The following is an 18,447-nucleotide window of genomic DNA, read 5'->3' as shown; positions in this document are numbered from 1 at the left end:
CCTTGCAGCGGTTTTGTTTTGCGTCGTAGCCGCGCGCAGTGCCGAGGCACATGTCAAATGGTTCTGCGCTTACGATGTCGCCGGCCAGCCCCGCGGACTCGAGAACGTCCTTTGCCTCGATTTTGAACTGCTGCTCGGCGTCGCCGTGTTCTGGCTGTTCGCAGGCTGCCTGATCGAGCCGACGTCGCTGGGTGATGCGACGATCCGGGTGCTCGACCGCATCACCGAGCCGCTGCGGCTGCGCACCGAGCTGATGATGCGCGCGGTGGCCGCGTTCTTCTTCATCTCGATCTGGGCTGTGGGCGGGATCCTGCTGACGCCCGAGTTGAAGACGACGTCGCCGTATGTGGGCGCATTGCAACTTGCGATCGCCGCCGGGATGCTGTCGCGGCGCACGCTGCCGCTGTCGGCCGTCGGCATGGTGATCCTGTTCGGGATCGGCGTCCGCGGCTACGGCATTTTTCATCTCGCCGACTACCCGATTTTTCTCGGCGTTGCCGCCTATTTTGCGCTGATCGGACTGAACAAGGATCTGTTCGGGATCCGGCCGATCGACGTGATGCGGTACGCCGCGGCGGTGACCTTGATGTGGGCCTCGATCGAGAAATGGGCTTATCCGGAATGGAGCTTCCCGCTCCTGATCGAGCACGCCTCGATGACGTTGGGCTTCGACAATGAGTTCTATATGCGCGCCGCGGGCATGGTGGAGTTCACGCTCGCCTTTGCCCTGATCTGGACGCCGTTGATCCGCCGCTGCGCTGCCGCCGTGCTGACGGGAATGTTCATCAGCGCGTGCTTCGAGTTCGGCAAGATCGACACGATCGGACACTCGGCGATCATCGCCGTGCTGATTGCGATTGCCGCCGACAACAAGGTGTTGCCGCGCGATCGCCGCGCGCCGTGGCTTGCCCCGGTCGCGCTCTGTGCCGCGCTGTCGCTGACATTATTCGTCTACTATTTCGGCCACGCCGCGCTGTTCAAGACGTCGGTCTTGTAGACCACAGCTATTTGGCGACGTGGACGGCGAGCTTCATCTTCGGATGGATGCCGCACAGCACGGTGTAGTCGCCGGGCACCGTGAAGGCGACGTCGAACTTGCTGCCGGGCTGCTGGTCGCCGGAGTCGAAACTGAAGGCATCGGTGCTCAAATAAGCGTGATGGAGCAGCTCGCCGTCATCGTTAATGAACCGTAAAGCCTCGCCGCGCTTGATCGAGATCTCCGCGGGCTTGAATTCACGATCCTTCTGCGAAATGACCTGGGGAGCCGCCCCCAAAGCGGCTCCGGCAAGCGCCCCCGTGACGATCGCGATCACCATCGGCACGCCGCCGATCTGGCCGAGGCGCAGGGCGCGCGACAAGCCTGACTGCATGAGACCCCCGTTTGGAACTCCAATACCGGCTACTCTAGGCTGCAATTGGTGCGTCCCGGATTACCTGTAAGGCCGATTATCGCCAGCCGATCTTAACGATTTCAGCATGAGTTGCAGTCACTACTAAAGCAATTTTGAGCAGACAGTCATTTTTCCGCAGCGCTGCGCGTTTCTGCGTAGCTTGAGTATCGAGCACACGGCGAAACGCGGGCATGGATAGCCTATTGGGCAATCTCAAAGTGAAGAGCGCTGCGGCCTTCCGGTTCGCAACCGGGCGGCTCTCGCGTCTTGCCCTGACCAAGGGTTCGATCCGGACCCAGATCCTGATTTTTTGCCTTGCGATGAGTGCGGTTGCGGTCGCGCTCGGCGGATACTCCATCCTTGGCATCCGTCACGCCGGCGATCTGGTGGCGAAGACGTTCGACGAATCCCTGATGTCGATCAATTACGCCCGCGCCGCCGGTGCAGACTTCGCCTCGATGCGGGTCGCCTCGTCGCAGCGCCTGCTGACCACGGATCCGGAGGTCCGCGCCAGCCTGGACGGCCAGATTGAAACGCTCGCCAAGACCCTCTCGGAGGATTTGACGATCGCAGCCGACCGCTCGCAGTCCGCGCGGGCCGCGCAAGCCGCCGCCAAGGTCCAGGAGGCTGCCGACGCCTGGATGGCGCTGCATCGCCGGGCAGTCGGGTCGTCGGTCGACGGACAGCCGGCGGCCGATCCGCATGGACCGGGTACCACGGTCGACGACCTCGATCGCTACTCCAAGATCGTCAGCCAGCAGGTCGAGCTCTTGGTCAATTATACCGCCGGCGACGGCTTTCTCTTCCGGCAAAAGGCGCTCTCGACGATCAAGCGCGACCTGCAGCTCAATGTCGCCGGGCTGACCGTCGCGCTGTTCCTGTCGGCGCTGTTCTCATGGCTGCTGGCGCGCCGGATCATCGGCCCCGTCGCCATCGCCTCCAGGGCCGCGCGCAGCATCGCCGCCGGCGACCTCGATGCGACCGTCCCCAAGGGCGGCACCGACGAATTGGGCACGCTGCTGACCGCCATGGAAACCATGCGCGACAACATCCGCCGGATGGTCGATCAGGAAGTCTCGCAACGCCGCTCGGCGCAGGCGCGGTTGTCGGATGCGCTCGAGACGTCGCGCGAAGGCGTCGTGCTGCTCGATGCCGACGGCCAGATCGCGCTGGCCAATTCGCGCGCCAGCGAGTTCATCCGCCTCTCGCCGCAGCTCTTGCAGTCGGTCGAAGCGCCACGGCTGGCGCCGGCCGATGGCGAGGTCGACGGCTTTGCCAGCGAAGCCCGGCTGTCGGACGGACGCTGGCTGCGCGTCAGCCGCAGCGAGACCCAGGAGGGCGGTGTCGTCCTGGTCTACAGCGACATCTCCGCGCTGAAGCAGCAGAAGGCGGAGCTGCATGAGACCAATCTGCGGCTCGATGCGGCGCTCACCCACATGTCGCAGGGCCTGTGCCTCTACAACAGCGAGGCGCGGCTGCAGGTCGCCAACCGCCGGTTCTGCGAAATCTTCGATATTTCGCCGGAGCTCGTCGTTCCCGGAATGACCATGGATGACGTGCTCGAGCTGAGCATCGCCGCCGGCAACCATGGCGACCGGACCGTCGCCGACCTGCTCGCCGAGCGCGAGTGGTCGATGGCCCAGCACGACGGCAACTATCTGCAGCATCTCAGCGACGGGCGGATCATTGCCATCGCGCAACGGCCGACAACCGATGGCGGCTGGCTCGTCACCTGCGAGGACGTCACCGAGCAGCAGCGCGCCGAGTCGCAGATCGCGTTCATGGCCCGGCACGATGCCTTGACCAAGCTGCCGAACCGGACCCTGCTGGCCGAACGGATCGAGCTCGCGGTCGCCCAAGTCGGCCGCGGACTTGGCTTTGCGGTGTTCTGCCTCGACCTCGACAATTTCAAGCAGGTCAACGATACGCTCGGGCATCCGGTCGGCGACGAATTGCTGTGCGCGGTCGCGGATCGGCTCAACGCCTGCGTCCGTGAGGTCGACACCGTCGCACGTCTGGGCGGCGACGAGTTCGCGGTGATCCAGTGCGGCGTCCAGAGCGGAGACGAGGCCGAACGCCTCGCCCGCCGCGTCGTGGAATGCGTCGGCGCGCCGTACGAGCTGAACGGGCATCGCGTCGTGGTCGGATGCAGCGTCGGCATCTCGATGTCGCCGGGCGACGGCGCCACCGGCGAGAAGCTGTTGAAGAACGCCGACGTCGCTCTGTACCGCGCCAAGATGGAAGGGCGGGGCACCTGGCGTTTCTTCGAGCCTGCGATGGACGCCAGCCTGCAACGGCGCCGGGCGATCGAGCTCGACCTTCGCGAGGCGATGTCCAAGGACGAGTTCTCGTTGTTCTACCAGCCGCTGTACGATCTCCATCTCGACCGCATCTGCGGCTTCGAGGCGCTGCTGCGCTGGCATCATCCCAAGCGCGGGCTGGTGCCGCCGGACCAGTTCATCCCGATTGCGGAAGAGATCGGCCTGATCGGCCCGCTGGGCGAATGGGTGCTCAACCGGGCCTGCGAGCAGGCCGTCACCTGGCCCGGCGAGATGAAGCTCGCGGTCAACGTCTCCGCGGTCCAGTTCCGCGATCCCGACTTCATCGACGTCGTCGTCAACGCGCTCGCGGCGTCGAAACTGTCGGCGCGCCGGCTGGAGCTCGAAATCACCGAATCCGTCTTCCTCGCGAACAGCAACGAGACGCTGGCGACGCTCCACAAGCTGAAGGCGCAGGGGCTGCGCATCGCGCTCGACGACTTCGGTACCGGCTATTCCTCGCTGAGCTATCTGCGAAGTTTCCCGTTCGACAAGCTCAAGATCGACAAGTCGTTCGTGCGCGACGCGACCGCGACGCATGGATCGAAATCGATCGTCCGCGCCGTCATCAGCCTCGGCAGAAGCCTTGGCATGACCACGATCGCCGAGGGCATCGAGACCGTCGAGCAGCTCGATCACATGCGGGCCGAGGGCTGCAACGAGGCGCAGGGCTTCCTGTTCAGTCATCCGGTCCCGGTGACCGAAATCGCGGCCAAGATCCTCGAATTGAGAAACGGCTTCAAGCCGGCTGCGGTCGAGAAGGCGATGGCGAGCTGAAGCGCGACGAGATTGGGTTGACCCGGCTTTGCGCGCTGTCGGTTCACCTCTCCCGAGGGGAGGTGAAGTTTCGACGCCGCTGCAGATCAATCTCTCGTCATGCTCTAATCTGACTGCGTCACGGTTCTCCCCGTCGTCATTGCGAGGGACGATAGCGACCAAGAAATCCATCCAACCGCATTTGCGGGTAGATGGATTGCTTCGCTTCGCTCGCAATGACGGCTGTAGTCGTCACAGATCCGCGGAAAAAGCGTCTGTGACGCACAGACTAACTGCGCGAAGACGGCGCGCCCGGCGATCGCGTCGACGTGATCTGCTCTCAATCAAAAAGGCGGCCCGATCGGCCGCCTTTTCGTTGACTGATCGCGCGTCTCGCTTAGCCGCCATTGCCGCCGATCACGGCGCGCACGGTGTTGTCGGGGCCGAAATCCTCGGCACTGTCGACATAGAGCAGCGCGGAGAGCTTCGATCGCGCACGGTTGACGCGGCTCTTGATGGTGCCGACCGCGCAACCGCAGATCGCCGCGGCATCCTCGTAAGAGAAGCCGGAAGCGCCGACCAGGATCAACGCTTCGCGCTGGTCCTGCGGCAGCTTTTCGAGCGCCGCCCGGAATTCCTCGAACTCCAGATGCGCGGCCTGCGACGGCTGGCTCTTCAGCGTCTTGGCATAGTTACCCTCGGCGTCCTCCACCTCGCGCCGCCGCTTCCGGTAGTCGGAGCGAAACAGGTTGCGCAGGATAGTGAACAGCCACGCGGGCAGGTTCGAGCCAGGCTGGAACGAGTCGATATTGGCGATCGCACGCAGCAGGGTCTCCTGTACGAGATCGTCGGCGCGGTCGCCATTGCCGGACAGCGAGATCGCGAAGGCGCGCAAGCTCGGCACCGACGCTAAGATGTCGTCGCGGAGTTCATTTGTGAGAGGCATTAGTCCCCTCCATTGTTCTTGTCGGTATCGCCCCCGGCCACGGCCGCCGCGGCGGCCTCGGGTCCGTCGAGTTTGCGGATCAGCTCCGCAAAGCGGTCGGGCACCCCTTGCCGCACCACGTCGTCGTACATGGCGCGAAGCTGGTGGCCGATTCTCGATTGAATCTCGGCGTTGAGACCGCCCTGCTTCTTTACTTCCTTCATGATCTGATCCACGCTTCCCCGGGAGTTAAGTCTCTGATTTTCAAGTCGTTTCCTCGAAAAGAGAGGCTGGCCGCGTTACCTCGTCGGTCAGGAGCTAATGCGAAGTTGCGCATAAAGTTCCGGAAGGCTGGAACTATTTCGTGGAACTTTTCCGGCTTTCGCGCGTAATCGGCCAAGCAGGGGAGACGGGGTCCCCCGGAGCTGGATTCTGTAAACTGGATACTGTCGTCCCCAGACAACGGGTTTCAGGCCGGTAGGCCTCACGAACAAGGATGGAGTGGGAATGTCCCGATCGCAGATCGTTGCCGAGCACCTTCCGTTGTTGCGCCGTTACGCTCGCGCGCTGACCGGAAACCAGGCGTCGGGGGACGCCTATGTCGGGGCCATGCTCGAGGCCTTGTTGCAGGATGGCTCATTGCTGGACCAGACGCATGGCCCCCGCGCCGGCCTGTTTCGGCTGTTCACCCAGATCTGGAATTCGGTGTCGGTGAACAACAACGACAACGAAGACGTGGCGACGCTGTCGCTGCCACCCGAGCGCCGGCTCTCCAACATCACGCCGCTGCCGCGGCAGGCCTTCCTGCTGCTGTCGCTGGAAGGCTTTTCGGAGGAGGAGGTCGGCTACATCCTCGGCACCGATATCGCCGAGACGCGCAAGCTGACCGATGCCGCCGGCCGTGAGATGGCCGCCGAGATCGCCACCGACGTCCTGATCATCGAGGACGAGACCTTCATCGCCATGGACCTCGAGAGCCTGGTGAAGAATCTCGGCCACAACGTGATCGGCGTCGCGCGCACGCATTCCGATGCGGTGGCGCTCGCCAAGAACAAGAAGCCCGGCCTGATCCTCGCCGACATCCAGCTCGCCGACGGCTCGTCGGGCCTCGATGCCGTGAACGAGCTGCTGCGGACCTTCGAGGTGCCGGTGGTGTTCATCACCGCCTATCCGGAGCGCTTCCTGACCGGCGAGCGGCCGGAGCCGGCGTTCCTGATCTCGAAGCCGTTCCAGCCGGCGATGGTGTCGGCGGTGGCGAGCCAGGCGCTGTTCTTCCAGCGCAACTCGCGCAACCGCACGCCGCGCGCCGCGTCGGCATGAGCTGAGTTTACGCAAGAGGGCAAATGCGACCGGCGTACCGAAAGGTACGCCGGTTTTTTGTTTGGGTCGTTCAACCCGACGGGTGCGTCTACCTATTGCGGAACAGAGATCATCGACACGAGTTTGCTCCTTATTGTTTGGGCCTGGCGGGCTGATTGTGTCGATATTGCAAACCCCGATAGCTGCTGGTGATGAACTCACCGAGCGTCTCTTCATCGGCCGCAGCGAGCTTGCGGCACTCATCAAGAATTTGGATTGGGCGAGTACTTCGTTAGGTCCGCCCGAGAGCTGGCCGGAGAGCCTGAAGACTGCCGTGCGCATCATGCTCACCTCGCAGCAGCCGATCTGGATTGGGTGGGGTGACGATCTGACGTTCCTCTACAACGATCCCTACAAGTCGATCATCGGCGGTAAGCATCCCTGGGCACTGGGACAGCCGACGCGCGTGGTCTGGCGCGAGATCTGGGATGACATTGCTCCGCTTCTAAACAAGCCCATGGGAGGGAGTGAAGGCACTTATGTCGAGGCCCAGCTGCTGATCATGGAGCGCAATGGGTTTCCGGAAGAGACCTACTACACGTTCTCCTACAGCCCGATTCCCGATGCCGACGGCGTGCCAGCCGGAATCTTCTGCGCCAATACCGACGATACGCAGCGCGTCATCAGCGAGCGCCAGCTCTCGCTCCTGCGCGAGCTTGCCAGCCGCGCGGCCGAGGCGCGGAGCGTCGAGGAGACCTGCGAACGCAGCGCCGCCGCGCTTGCGACCGATCCCCGGGATCTGCCCTTTGCGATGATCTATTTGATCGACCCGCAGGAGCAGGTGGCGCGCCTGGCGGCGACTAGCGGCATCGATCGGCATCATAGCGGGGTGAAGCCGCAGCTCTCGCTTGACGGCAGCGAGCCGTGGCCGGTCGCCGAGGCGCAGACCGGCCGTGACGGCGTGCTGGTGCGGAACCTGAAAGATCTGTTCGGTCTCGATTTTCCATCCGGCGGCTGGCGGCAGGCGCCGGAGCAGGCTGTCGTCCTGCCGGTGCTTGCCGCCGGTGACGCGGTCGCCGGCCTCCTGATTGCCGGCCTCAATCCATTCCGCCTCTATGACGAACGCTACACGAGCTTCCTCGGGCTGGTATCGGCGCAGATCGCCGCCGCAATCAACAATGCCCAGGCCTACGAGGAGGAACGCCGCCGCGCCGAGGCACTGGCCGAGATCGATCGCGCCAAGACGACCTTCTTCTCCAATGTCAGCCACGAATTCCGCACGCCGCTGACCTTGATGCTGAGTCCGCTCGAAGAACTGATGAGCAAGGCGGATAAGCATCTACCGCAAGAGCAGCGTTCGCTGCTTGACATCGCACACCGCAACGGTCAGCGCCTGCTGAAGCTGGTCAACACGCTGCTGGATTTCGCGCGTATCGAGGCGGGCCGGATTACCGCCACATACGAGCCGGTCGACCTTGTTGCGCTGACGTCCGACCTTGCCTCGAGTTTTCGTTCGACTGTCGAGAAGGCCGGTTTGGGTCTCGTGATCGAGACCGAGCCGCTGCCGGAGCCCGTCTATGTCGACCGCGACATGTGGGAAAAGATCGTCCTCAACCTGCTCTCGAACGCATTCAAGTTCACATTCGATGGAGAGATCGCGGTCTCCATCAAGGCCTCGCCCGACGGTACTGCGGCCGAGATCGTCGTGGGTGACACGGGGACCGGCATTCCTGCGTCGGCGGTGCCGCACATATTCGATCGGTTTCAGCGCGTCGAGGGGGCGCGCGGCCGCTCCTTCGAAGGAAGCGGTATCGGCCTTGCGCTGGTACGCGAACTGGTGAAGCAGCATGGTGGGCAGATCCGCGTCGACAGCGAGATCGATCGCGGGACCACCTTCACCATCGCGCTTCCGTTCGGAAGCGGACATCTTCCGGCCGAGCAGATCAGTGCGGGCAACGCGGTCGCTTCGAGCAGTGTTCGTGCACAGGCCTATCTCGATGAGGCAATGGGATGGCTGGACGGCGGTGATCCCGACGATCGACCCGATCCCTCGTCATCGGAGGATCTCGGTCTTGCAGCGTCAGCGATTGCCGGACGGCGGCAACGCATCCTGCTCGCTGACGACAATTCGGACATGCGCGAATACGTGCGCCGCCTGCTCGCTCCGCTCTACGACGTCGAGGCGGTCGAAGATGGGCAGGCTGCGCTGGAGGCGGCTTGGCGGCAGCGGCCCGATCTCGTCCTGAGCGACATTATGATGCCGCGCCTGGATGGCATCAGCCTCCTTAACGCGTTGCGCTCCGATCGGGACCTGAAAGGCCTGCCGGTCATCTTCCTTTCGGCACGCGCCGGTGAGGAGGCGAAGGTCGAGGGCCTGCAGATCGGCGCCGACGATTATCTCGTCAAGCCGTTCAGCGCGAGGGAGCTGCTTGCGCGCGTCGCCGCGAATCTCGAACTGTCTGCCTCGCGGTCGGAGCGCGCGACGCGGCTTGAAGAGGAGGCGCATGTCCTCGAGCTCTTGAACAAGGTCGGCAGTGCGGTTGCAGGCGAACTCAATCTCGATCGTGCTGTCCAGATCGTCACCGATGCGGCGACCGAGTTGACCGGCGCATCCTTCGGGTCGTTCTTCTACAACGTTATCAACGACAAGGGCGAGAGCTACATGCTCTACACCCTATCGGGCGCGCCGCGCGAGGCGTTCTCGCGATTCCCGATGCCGCGCAACACCGCGGTGTTCGCACCGACCTTCAATGGCGATGCGATCGTGCGGTCTGACGACATCCTGAAAGATCCCCGCTACGGCAAGAACGATCCGCACTACGGGATGCCGAAAGGGCATCTGCCGGTGCGCAGCTATCTGGCGGCACCGGTTGTGTCGCGCTCCGGCCAGGTGCTGGGTGGCCTGTTCTTCGGCCACCCCGAGCCGGGCGTCTTCGGCGAGCGAGCAGAGCGACTGATCGCCGGTATCGCCGCGCAGGCCGCGACCGCGATCGACACCGCGCGGCTGTTTCAAGCCGCCGAGCGTGAAGTCGCCGAGCGGCGCCGCGCCGAGGCCGCGTTGCAGGCCCTCAACACGACTCTGGAGCAAAGGGTTGTGGAGGAAGTCCAGGAACGGACCAAGGCCGAGGAGCAGCTGCGACAGATCCAGAAGATGGAGGCCGTCGGCCAGTTGACGGGCGGCATCGCTCACGACTTCAATAACATGCTGGCGGTGATCATCGCCGGCCTCAATCTGATCCAGCGCAAGCTTGCGAAGGGCGAAAACGACGTCGAGCGTTTCGTCGCGGCCGCCGTTGATGGCGCACAGCGCGCCGCGGGCCTCACCCAACGCCTGCTTGCCTTCTCGCGTCAGCAACCGCTTGCGCCGGTTACGCTTGACGTCAACAAGATGATATCGGGCATGGCCGAGTTGCTGGCGCGGACGCTTGGCGAGACCATCGGGCTTGAAACCGTGCTGGCCGCGGGCCTGTGGCGCGTGCGCGCCGATTCCGGCCAGCTCGAAAACGCCGTCCTCAACCTATGCGTCAACGCCCGCGATGCTATGCCGGGTGGCGGCAAGCTCACGCTCGAAACCGCCAACTGCTATGTCGACGAGGTCGCGGCGAGGGCATATTCGATTCCATCCGGTCAATACGTCATGATCGCTGTGGCGGACAACGGCAGCGGCATGGCCGAAGGGGTCATTGCCAAGGCGTTCGATCCCTTCTTCACCACCAAAGGGGTCGGCAAAGGTACTGGCCTCGGCCTCAGCCAGGTCTATGGCTTCGTGCGCCAGTCCGGCGGCCATGTGAAGATCTATTCGGAGATTGGGGTCGGTACGACCGTCAAGATCTATCTGCCGCGGTACCGTGGCGAAGCAGATCCGGACCCTATCAGGCGTGCGGCGATCGCCTCATACCGCGGGCAGACGAGCGAGGTCATCCTGGTGGTCGAGGATGAGGATCGCGTGCGTGGCGTTTCGGTCGAGGCGCTCCGGGAGCTCGGCTACACCGTGGTCAGTGCTGCCAATCCCCAGGACGCCCTGCAACTGCTCGATGGCGGCCTATCGGTGGCGTTGCTGTTCACGGATGTGGTCATGCCCAGCATGTCGGGCCACGATCTTGCCGTACGAGCGCGCGAGCGCATTCCGGGCCTCAGGGTACTCTACACCACCGGCTACACCCGCAACGCCATCGTTCACAATGGCATCCTCGATCCCGGCACCAATCTGCTGCCGAAGCCGTTTTCGATCGACGAATTGGCGACCAAGGTCCGCGAGGTCTTGGACGGATTCTAGCGGGTGATCCGGTGCTCGCTCGAATCTACGTCCTTGTCGCGCGGACCGGCATCGCGCTCGGCCTCGAGCTTTCGCGGCCGTGCAGCCTGCAATCTCGATTTGCTTCACCCGGCGGGTGCCGCCGACAAGCTCTGAGATCGGCGCGATGGCGCTGAAGCTCGGCGGCATGGCCCTGGCGGTGCGGCGCCTGTGCGATGGCCGCAGGAACGGAGGTTCGCGAGACGCGTTCTCCCGAAAAGGGAGCTTGGCCATGCGCAAAGCGATCGCGCGGCTCGATGCGGAGCAGAAGGCGCAGCTGCTTTATCTTGCGGATCTTGGCACAGCGATGTTCACGTCGGCGCTCGTGGTCTGTCTCCTGAAGGCCGTCGTGGACCTCTTTGTCTCCGGCTGAATAGGCTTGCCAGGTCAATGCGCCATCACTCCTCTTGCGGCGCAGCGTCTTGTTGCGGCGTCGTGCCTTGCGCGTCGACTGGGGTGTGCCCGTCGGGCCCCCGATCGAACACCCCGTATTCGCTGGATTTTACTCCAGCGGCCCCATCGGTCCCGCCGCCAGCCATGCCGAGCTTCAGCAGCTCGCGAACCGCCGCGGCCCGCGTCGGCATGCGGTGCTTGAATCGGAAATCGTCGAGGGCAGCCAGTTCCTCTGGCGATAGCATGACTTGCAATCGCTCGGCCCGCAGTTCGTTCATCGTTAATTACCCAGACTTAGCGAGTTGAGTAACTCGCTAAACCAGCAAACTCTCCGCGAGTTCCAATACTTGAGACAAAAACGCCGAATGAGTAAAATAATCAAGCAAAATCAATGCGTTATAAAAAAATAAAGGAACGTCAGGCCACCTCTTTCGTTACATCGCGGGAGAGATGCCATGACTAACCACGTCAAGCTGCCCCGCAAGCTATCCGAGGAGCCGAGCGCTCCGGAACCGCGGCGCCCGAGCCACGCGCGCGTCATCGATGAACTGGACCGCTGGGCCAATAGTCCCGGTCTGCAACCACCTGAGGTGGACGATGGAGAGAACGATTCGAAGGCGGAAACGGTCTGAGCCCCACACCTTCGAGCAGCGGCTTGAGGAGCATCGGGTGCGGCTTGAGACCCAACTCGCGCAGCTGCCGCGTGGCGTCGAGCGCGAGCAGATCATGGCACGCATCGAACAGCTGAAGACAGCGGTCGAGCTCAACGCGATGCTGTCGACGACCGCATGAGCCAACACCGGAGCGGTGGCGCGCCACCTTGCTCCCGCCGCTCCGCCCACCTTCTGTCGCCCTGACGCGCCTTCTCCACCTTCTCCCCCGAATGCGGTCGTGCTGATGCAGCGGGGTGAGTTATGGCCGGCCGGCGCCTACATCGCGCCTTCGATCCTCGCACGGTTCGGCGGCCTACGGCTGTTCACGACCTAATGGTCAACCGTCATCCTGAGAGCTTGTGACGGATTCGGCTCCTGCGGAGTTTTTGGCGGCTGTTCGTCGCAGCAATTGGCAGGTTTGAGTTCGAGTTCGGCGATGACCCGTTGTTTAGGCTCTGGAGAGGCGGTTGCCTTGCAGGATGTTGTTGACGAGGGCGTACCAGAGCACGACGGCACGGACCTTTTCGATGCCGCGCACGGTCAATTGCCGCAGGTCCCAATTGCGCCAGCGGGCATGGATGCACTCGCAGATCGACCGGGACCTGTATCGGGCCTTGCCCTCTTCGCTCGCCATTCGCGCACGCCAGGCCAACACCCCCGGACCGTCGCCGCGCCGCGGTAGATAGGGATCGGTACCGTGCTTGGATTGAGTGGGCGGACAAAAGATATCGATGCCCTCGGCATAGGCCCATTCGATGTCCTCGGCACTGCCAAAGCCGCCATCGACGAGATGGTCCTTGGGCAACCCTCCGGGCCGCGCACGCTGCCGCTCCAGCATGGGGCGCATCAGGCCGCGATCGGATCCGATGTTGCAAATTCTGGTGTCGACGACGATCTGCTCCCCGGCCACGCTCGTCACCTGCACGTTGTAGGCGGGGCGGAAGCCGCCGTTCGCCATCTTCATGACCCGTGCATAGGCGTCCGTCGTGGAGGCCCGCGGCTCCTTCGGCGTCTTGCCGTTGCCGCGACTTTCTTCGCGCTCCTTGCGCTGCTGCTTGATCTCGGCGAGCGCCGTCTGCGCCGCCTTCACCCGCGCGCTGCGTTCCCGCGCGGCCCGCTCCTTGGCTGCCCGGGCACGCTTATTGCTGGCGTCCGAGCGTGTGTCGACCTCGCGCTTGAGGTCTTCCACCACGGCCTCAGCCTGCGCCAAATGCTTATCCAACGTCGCCTCGCGCCGGAACGAGGCGGCCCCGGCGCTGGCCCGGACCCGCATGCCATCCTGCGCCAAGGTCTCCAGATCGACGAGACCGGCCTTTGCCAACGCTGCCAGATGCTCACTGAGCAGTCGGTCAAGCAGATCGGCGTTGCCGACCCGGAAGTCTGCCAGCAGGTGATAGTTCACCGACACCCCGCCGCACAGCCAGCGATAGGCATCGTGGCTCTCGCACAGCCGCTCCAACGCCCGCGCGCTGCCAACGCCTTCGCTGGCGGCATAGAGCCACAGCGCCAGCAAAAGCCGGGGCGAGGTCGCGGGGTGACCGGGACGATCGCCGCGAGCCTTGATCCGGTCCTCCAACTCACTCAGATCAAGCTCTTCGACATAAGACCAAATCAGCCGCACCGGATGGTCTTCCCCGATCAGGCTCTCAATATCAACCGCTCGCAGCGCAATCTGGTCGCGCTGGGGCTCACGCAGCCGCGGAGCGCCGGGCAAGCCCGCTTCGGCTGGTGGCTTCGCCTGCTCCGGCAGGTCCCCAAACAACTCATCGGCAGCCAACATCACCTCCCGCGAATCCATCATCGCCAGAGAATCACACCGCGCCGGCTTTCGGCTATAATGCTCGCTGAAACCCCAAAAAAATCACACCCTCTGAGGAGCGGCCTTTTGGCCCGTCTCGAAGGACGCGGCCCGGCTGCTGGCCGTCGACCCTTGCCGCCGCCGGCTCCTTTGCATGGGGTTGTTTTCCGGTATTTTGGATTCGGCCCCTGCGACGCTCCGGCTGGAGCGTTTTCGAGCGAAGCGGATACCGGTTCGCGTGAAGCAAACGGGTCACGGAGCCCGCTCCGATGATTCCATCGGAGCGGGAAGGCTCTAATCGGTGGGACGGCGGCCGGTGCGCGGGTTGAGCGGTGCGGTCGGCGGCCGCCGCAGCGCTTCGGGAAGGAATGCTTCCTCGCTCCGGGGCGAGGCGTCGGCACGCACATCGGCGGCCCATTGCGCGCGTTCGTGCGGCGTCTGGTTGTCATCGAATGTCCGCTTCACGTCGACCCCGCCGACCGGGTCGTTGACGCCGTTCCGGCTGGCGGGATGGTCTACGCCGCTGTGGATGTCACTGGAGTTCCCCATCGTAGTCTCCGCATCTGGTTGCTGCGGATCAACGTGGGCTGCGCGAGCGTCGTTCCAAAAAGTGAAGGGCCACAGGTATCGTTTGCCGCCGGAATCCTTGGCGCGCGCGGGGCCAGTCGGTAGGATGGAACCCGGATGGTGGCCAGGGAAAGATCGGGGAATGAAGCATGTCGACGTCGCGGTGATTGCTGCCACGCTGTGGCTGCTGGCGTCGATGGTGCTGGACATCCTGACGCCGAAGTCGATCACGGCGCTGATGATCGCTGCCGCGCTTGCCCCGCCGTTCCTGATCGGGATCGGCATCCATTTCGCACGCGAATATTTCAAGGCGAAGCGGCGCAGCTACCGGCCGCCGCAGTTGGACGAACGCTTCAAGAACTAGACGCGCTTTCACGCGAAGTGGCACCGGTTCGCGTCAAGAAAACGCGTAAACCTCAAGCCGGCGGGGCAGGGCTGCGACAAGGGTTGTACGAGCTGCATTGATCTGGTCCCGTTGCTTGCTAAGCTTGCGGCATGACCGAGCATCTCCCTGACACGATCAGCCGCCTCTACACCGACCCCGGCGAGTATATCGACAGCGACCATCCCGCCGTCGAGGCGTTCGCCCGCGCCGCCGTTCCACCCGGCGCCAGCGCGCGCGAGATTGCGAGCCGGCTCTACACCGCGGTCCGCGACGGCATCCGCTATAACCCCTATGTCAGCATGCGCTCGCCGGAGAGTTATCGCGCCTCCAGCGTGCTCGCCGCCGGCAACGGCTATTGCGTCGGCAAGGCGGCGCTCTATGCGGCGGCCTGCCGCGTGCACGGCATCCCGGCCCGGGTCGGCTTCGCCGACGTCCGCAATCACCTCACCACCGAGAAGCTGCGCCAGAGCATGGGCTCGGACCTGTTCACCTGGCACGGCTTCACCGAAGTGTTCGTCGACGGCGCCTGGCGCAAGGCGACCCCGACCTTCAACGACACGCTGTGTGCCAAGCTCGGTGTTGCGCCGCTCGATTTCGACGGCCATGCGGATGCGCTGCTGCATCCCTTCGACGGCGAAGGCCGCGCCTACATGCAGTATGTCAACGACCACGGCACCTATCACGACGTCCCCGCCAAATTCCTGATGCGCGAGATGGCGCGCGAATATGCCAACATGCAGGGCGAGGACATGGCCGGCCGCGACATGGAGCGGGAAGCGGCGGAGCAGTAGCGCACGCCGCGGCGCACCGGCTTGAGGGGGCGGTGTCATGGATGCGGAGCGGCCGAAGGCGCAGGTCAGCCGCCCGGCGACGGGCTGGGAGGACACGGTCGCGCTGACCGGCTTCATCCTGGTCGCCGTCGGCCAGGCGTCGAACCAGGTGCTGGCGCGCGGCCTTGCCGGCTCGGTGCCGCCGTTCTCGCTGGCCTTCTTCCGCTGGAGCATCATCGCCATCGGCCTGGCGCCGTTTGCGATCGCGGCGATCCGCGACGGCAAGATCCCGCTGGCGCCGAATTTCTGGCCGATCCTCGCCGCCGGCTTCCTCGGCATGTTCCTGTGCGGCGGCCCGGTCTACATCGCCGGCATCACGACGACTGCGATCCACATCGCGCTGATCTTCGCGCTGTCGCCGATCATGGTGCTGCTGATCTCGGCGGCGCTCGGCATCGAGCATATCGGTCCGCTGCAATGGCTCGGCACGGCGCTGGCGCTCGCCGGCGCGCTGCTGATCGTCTCCGGCGGCCATCTGGAAACGCTGACGCAGTCGAGCGCGGCCTGGGGCGATCTCCTGGTGGTGGGCGCGATGCTCGGCTGGTCCGGCTACACGCTGGTGCAATCGCGCGTCGCGCCGCGCGCCTCGCTGCTGGCGCGGGTCAGCCTGTTCTCGGCGGCCGGCGCGCTGTGCTCGCTGCCGCCGGCGCTGCAGGAGATGTGGGCGACACCGGCGGCGGTGTTCAACGCCCGGGCATTCGAGGCCTATGTCTTCGCCGGCCTGGTGCCGGGTCTCGCCGCCTATGCCGGCTTCGCCTGGCTCGGGGCACGGTTCGGTTCGGTGCGGACGTCGCTGGTGCTCTATGTCGCGCCGATCGCGAGCGCCTTGCTGTCCTGGCTGATCCTCGGCGAGCCGCCGAAGCTGATCCATCTGATCGGCGGTCTTTTGATCCTCGGCGGCGTCTGGGCCAGCCTGCGCAAATAGGCCGGGCAAGCTTGCCCGCTGCCGGAAGCCTCGCTCCCGATGCAACCTCTTGTCAGCTCGTGCGTTGAATTCATCGGCGATTCAATACTTTATCGGAGTGTCGTATGAATTTGACTCCCCAGCAGCGCAAGGACCGTGATGCGCAGCGTCAGCAAGACGCGTCGCAGGCGATGAAGGAGCATCGCGCCAACGAGAAGGCGTTCTACGACAATTTCCAACGCCTCAAGGCCGAGCGGCAGGCGCGCGAAGCAGCCGAGTCCCGCAAGCCCGCCGCGAAATAAGCGCCGGGAGCCATGGCCATCGTCCGGATTGCCTGGACCTGACAAACCGAGAAGGAGCGGATGCGAGCGGGCGAGCACGGCGGGCAGGCTCACCCCGATGACGAGATGAGATCTCCAGGCTTATGGAGGACGTCTGATGTATTTTGCCGATAAGAAAACCGTCACTTGCAAATGCGGCGAGCCCTTGAGCGAACTGATGCTCGTTGACGACCAGACGACCGGAATCAAGTTTCACGTCGGTCGCTGCCCGTCATGTCGCGAGGTGACGGTTGTGCGATCCCAGGACGCCCCGACAAGCGACGATGCCTGACGCAGGCGCTCCTCTCGAGCGGGCTGCTGCTTCGCGTGATTTCCCGTGCGCCAGCTACGCGACAGCCCGGCTGACGCATCGCCCGCGGCAGCCCGCGCAAAGCACTGCTGAAAAAGAGCAGGGCGCGACCGGCATCACCACGGCCGCGCCCTACGTCGCCGGTCAATGGGGCAGGGGGAATAACCGGCTGTTGCAATGACTCGCAGGCCCCCGGACTCGTTCCGTGCCGGTAAAAATATTTCGTACACGGTTAAGTGATGGCCGCACGCGAGAACCCCACAGGTTTCGTTCGCGTTGTGTCCAGGATCGCCAACGGGAATTTCCATGGGGCGAGGGACACCACCATGTCAAAGAAGCAAAAGGGAATTTTCGCTGCGTTGGCGGTTGGCTTGACGCTTGGCGCGGTCCAGCTGGCATCCGGCCACGATCTCATTGGCGGCCAGCAGGTTACGACCGCATTGGCGCCCGAGCTTGCCGTCAACCGTGCCGCCAAGGCCGATCGTGCCGCGGTTCCGGCGGCCGCCCTGCCGAGCCGGACCGTCGCTCTGAAGCTCGATCGGCTGCCCGACACGTCGGTCCTGGTCCGCGTCCCCGTGGCGCGGGAAGAGGCCCGCAATCATCCCGCAGCGCCCGCCCGGGCTCGACCCGGCGATACCCGCAAGGTGGCCTGTGAGCCCGTGGTGAGCGTCCTGACCGAAGTGGCCAAGCTGCTGCAGCCCGGCCGCTGCGTGACCTGAGCAGGGCATCCTCCTGACGTCATTCCGGGGCGCGCCACTTGGCGCGAGCCCGTGATCCATTTCACCATGAGACGTGTGGCCTAGTGGGTTCCGGGGCTCGTTCGCGAGCCCCGGAATGACGGTGGAGGGCTTTACTCCTCCTCCGGCTCGCTGCTGCTGGCAGCGCCGCGGCTGGCCATCAGGCCGAGCGCGAGGCCGGCGACCGCGAGGATCGGAACCAGCCGCTTCACGCCGACGGCGCGTGCGATCTGCAAGCCGGTGGCGATCAAGGCCGGATCGGCGAACATGGTCGCCGCGGCCGATTTCGTCGCCTTGGCGGCTTTCTCCGCGCGGCGCTGCATCTCGCGCTTGCGCGACATGTACACGGCGACGGCGATCAAGGTGACGACCAGGAATAGCGCTGCGCCAGACAGGCACGCTTCCATCGGTCCGTAGTGCTGCAACACGTAGACGAAGCCGGCCGCGCACAGGAAGGCGAGCGTGATGAACAGCGCGATCGCAGCCGCCGCGGCAAGCGACATCAGCCGCAGCGCGCTGCCGGTGGACTCCTTGACGTCATCGATCAGCCGCTGAAGCATCGACCAG

General features: G+C 64.4%; 19 protein-coding genes. 12 read left to right on the top strand and 7 right to left on the bottom strand.

Annotated features, from left to right (window positions below; translation table 11 throughout):
* The first annotated feature begins 13 nt into the window (after window positions 1–13).
* Window positions 14–997, top strand: a complete 984-nt coding sequence (locus ACVMB0_RS03895) for a hypothetical protein (protein WP_456752082.1) — start codon at window positions 14–16, stop codon at window positions 995–997.
* Window positions 998–1,004: 7 nt separating this feature from the next.
* Here the strand turns inward: ACVMB0_RS03895 and ACVMB0_RS03890 are convergent, their stop codons facing one another.
* A complete protein-coding gene (locus ACVMB0_RS03890; RefSeq protein ID WP_461345364.1) occupies window positions 1,005–1,370 on the bottom strand; it encodes a methylamine utilization protein in 366 nt (121 codons plus the stop codon).
* Between the two features lie 212 nt (window positions 1,371–1,582).
* Between ACVMB0_RS03890 and ACVMB0_RS03885 the strand changes: the two genes are divergently transcribed.
* Entirely contained in the window at window positions 1,583–4,486 is a 2,904-nt protein-coding gene (locus ACVMB0_RS03885) for an EAL domain-containing protein (protein ID WP_461345363.1), read from the top strand.
* 376 nt (window positions 4,487–4,862) lie between these two features.
* On the opposite strand, the gene ACVMB0_RS03880 is transcribed toward ACVMB0_RS03885, so the two are convergent.
* Together ACVMB0_RS03880 and ACVMB0_RS03875 are read right to left on the bottom strand one after the other, a co-directional pair.
* Entirely contained in the window at window positions 4,863–5,411 is a 549-nt protein-coding gene (locus ACVMB0_RS03880) for a sigma-70 family RNA polymerase sigma factor (RefSeq protein ID WP_016847265.1), read from the bottom strand.
* Window positions 5,411–5,614: a NepR family anti-sigma factor gene (locus tag ACVMB0_RS03875; protein WP_018269610.1), complete on the bottom strand. Its 204-nt coding sequence runs from the start codon at window positions 5,612–5,614 to the stop codon at window positions 5,411–5,413. The genes ACVMB0_RS03880 and ACVMB0_RS03875 overlap by 1 nt, the downstream gene beginning before the upstream one ends.
* 283 nt (window positions 5,615–5,897) lie before the next feature.
* On the opposite strand from ACVMB0_RS03875, the gene ACVMB0_RS03870 reads away from it, so the two are divergent.
* From ACVMB0_RS03870 to ACVMB0_RS03860, 3 genes are all read left to right on the top strand, one after another.
* The gene (locus ACVMB0_RS03870) at window positions 5,898–6,710 is read left to right on the top strand and encodes a response regulator (RefSeq protein WP_212012335.1); all 813 of its coding nucleotides are present in this window, start codon (window positions 5,898–5,900) and stop codon (window positions 6,708–6,710) included.
* A 151-nt stretch (window positions 6,711–6,861) separates the two neighbouring features.
* Entirely contained in the window at window positions 6,862–10,965 is a 4,104-nt protein-coding gene (locus ACVMB0_RS03865) for an ATP-binding protein (RefSeq protein ID WP_461349585.1), read from the top strand.
* Between the two features lie 145 nt (window positions 10,966–11,110).
* On the top strand, window positions 11,111–11,356 hold the full coding sequence (locus tag ACVMB0_RS03860) for a hypothetical protein (RefSeq protein WP_456752086.1): 246 nt from the start codon (window positions 11,111–11,113) through the stop codon (window positions 11,354–11,356).
* Between the two features lie 25 nt (window positions 11,357–11,381).
* Here the strand turns inward: ACVMB0_RS03860 and ACVMB0_RS03855 are convergent, their stop codons facing one another.
* A complete protein-coding gene (locus tag ACVMB0_RS03855; RefSeq protein ID WP_461345362.1) occupies window positions 11,382–11,654 on the bottom strand; it encodes a hypothetical protein in 273 nt (90 codons plus the stop codon).
* A gap of 177 nt (window positions 11,655–11,831) precedes the next feature.
* On the opposite strand from ACVMB0_RS03855, the gene ACVMB0_RS03850 reads away from it, so the two are divergent.
* Together ACVMB0_RS03850 and ACVMB0_RS03845 are read left to right on the top strand one after the other, a co-directional pair.
* On the top strand, window positions 11,832–12,008 hold the full coding sequence (locus tag ACVMB0_RS03850; RefSeq protein ID WP_456752088.1) for a hypothetical protein: 177 nt from the start codon (window positions 11,832–11,834) through the stop codon (window positions 12,006–12,008).
* Window positions 12,009–12,045: 37 nt separating this feature from the next.
* Complete coding sequence (locus ACVMB0_RS03845; protein WP_456752089.1) at window positions 12,046–12,168, top strand: hypothetical protein; 123 nt, start codon at window positions 12,046–12,048, stop codon at window positions 12,166–12,168.
* 309 nt (window positions 12,169–12,477) lie between these two features.
* On the opposite strand, the gene ACVMB0_RS03840 is transcribed toward ACVMB0_RS03845, so the two are convergent.
* Both ACVMB0_RS03840 and ACVMB0_RS03835 read right to left on the bottom strand, forming a co-directional pair.
* Complete coding sequence (locus tag ACVMB0_RS03840; protein WP_456756372.1) at window positions 12,478–13,809, bottom strand: IS1182 family transposase; 1,332 nt, start codon at window positions 13,807–13,809, stop codon at window positions 12,478–12,480.
* A gap of 312 nt (window positions 13,810–14,121) precedes the next feature.
* A complete protein-coding gene (locus ACVMB0_RS03835) occupies window positions 14,122–14,376 on the bottom strand; it encodes a hypothetical protein (protein ID WP_456752090.1) in 255 nt (84 codons plus the stop codon).
* Between the two features lie 160 nt (window positions 14,377–14,536).
* Between ACVMB0_RS03835 and ACVMB0_RS03830 the strand changes: the two genes are divergently transcribed.
* The 5 genes from ACVMB0_RS03830 (at window position 14,537) to ACVMB0_RS03810 (ending at window position 17,862) form a co-directional block, all read left to right on the top strand.
* Window positions 14,537–14,758: a hypothetical protein gene (locus tag ACVMB0_RS03830; protein ID WP_456752091.1), complete on the top strand. Its 222-nt coding sequence runs from the start codon at window positions 14,537–14,539 to the stop codon at window positions 14,756–14,758.
* 131 nt (window positions 14,759–14,889) lie between these two features.
* A complete protein-coding gene (locus ACVMB0_RS03825; protein WP_456752092.1) occupies window positions 14,890–15,570 on the top strand; it encodes a transglutaminase-like domain-containing protein in 681 nt (226 codons plus the stop codon).
* 37 nt (window positions 15,571–15,607) lie between these two features.
* On the top strand, window positions 15,608–16,534 hold the full coding sequence (locus ACVMB0_RS03820) for a DMT family transporter (protein WP_456752093.1): 927 nt from the start codon (window positions 15,608–15,610) through the stop codon (window positions 16,532–16,534).
* A 104-nt stretch (window positions 16,535–16,638) separates the two neighbouring features.
* Window positions 16,639–16,815: a hypothetical protein gene (locus ACVMB0_RS03815; protein ID WP_456752094.1), complete on the top strand. Its 177-nt coding sequence runs from the start codon at window positions 16,639–16,641 to the stop codon at window positions 16,813–16,815.
* 654 nt (window positions 16,816–17,469) lie between these two features.
* The gene (locus tag ACVMB0_RS03810) at window positions 17,470–17,862 is read left to right on the top strand and encodes a hypothetical protein (RefSeq protein WP_461345361.1); all 393 of its coding nucleotides are present in this window, start codon (window positions 17,470–17,472) and stop codon (window positions 17,860–17,862) included.
* 131 nt (window positions 17,863–17,993) lie between these two features.
* Here the strand turns inward: ACVMB0_RS03810 and ACVMB0_RS03805 are convergent, their stop codons facing one another.
* Entirely contained in the window at window positions 17,994–18,440 is a 447-nt protein-coding gene (locus tag ACVMB0_RS03805) for a hypothetical protein (protein ID WP_461345360.1), read from the bottom strand.
* Window positions 18,441–18,447: the final 7 nt, after the last annotated feature.

This window comes from Bradyrhizobium sp. USDA 4451 (assembly GCF_054822585.1).
The sequence above is the reverse complement of the archived record's forward strand: the minus strand, read 5'-3'. Positions and strand labels throughout refer to the sequence as shown.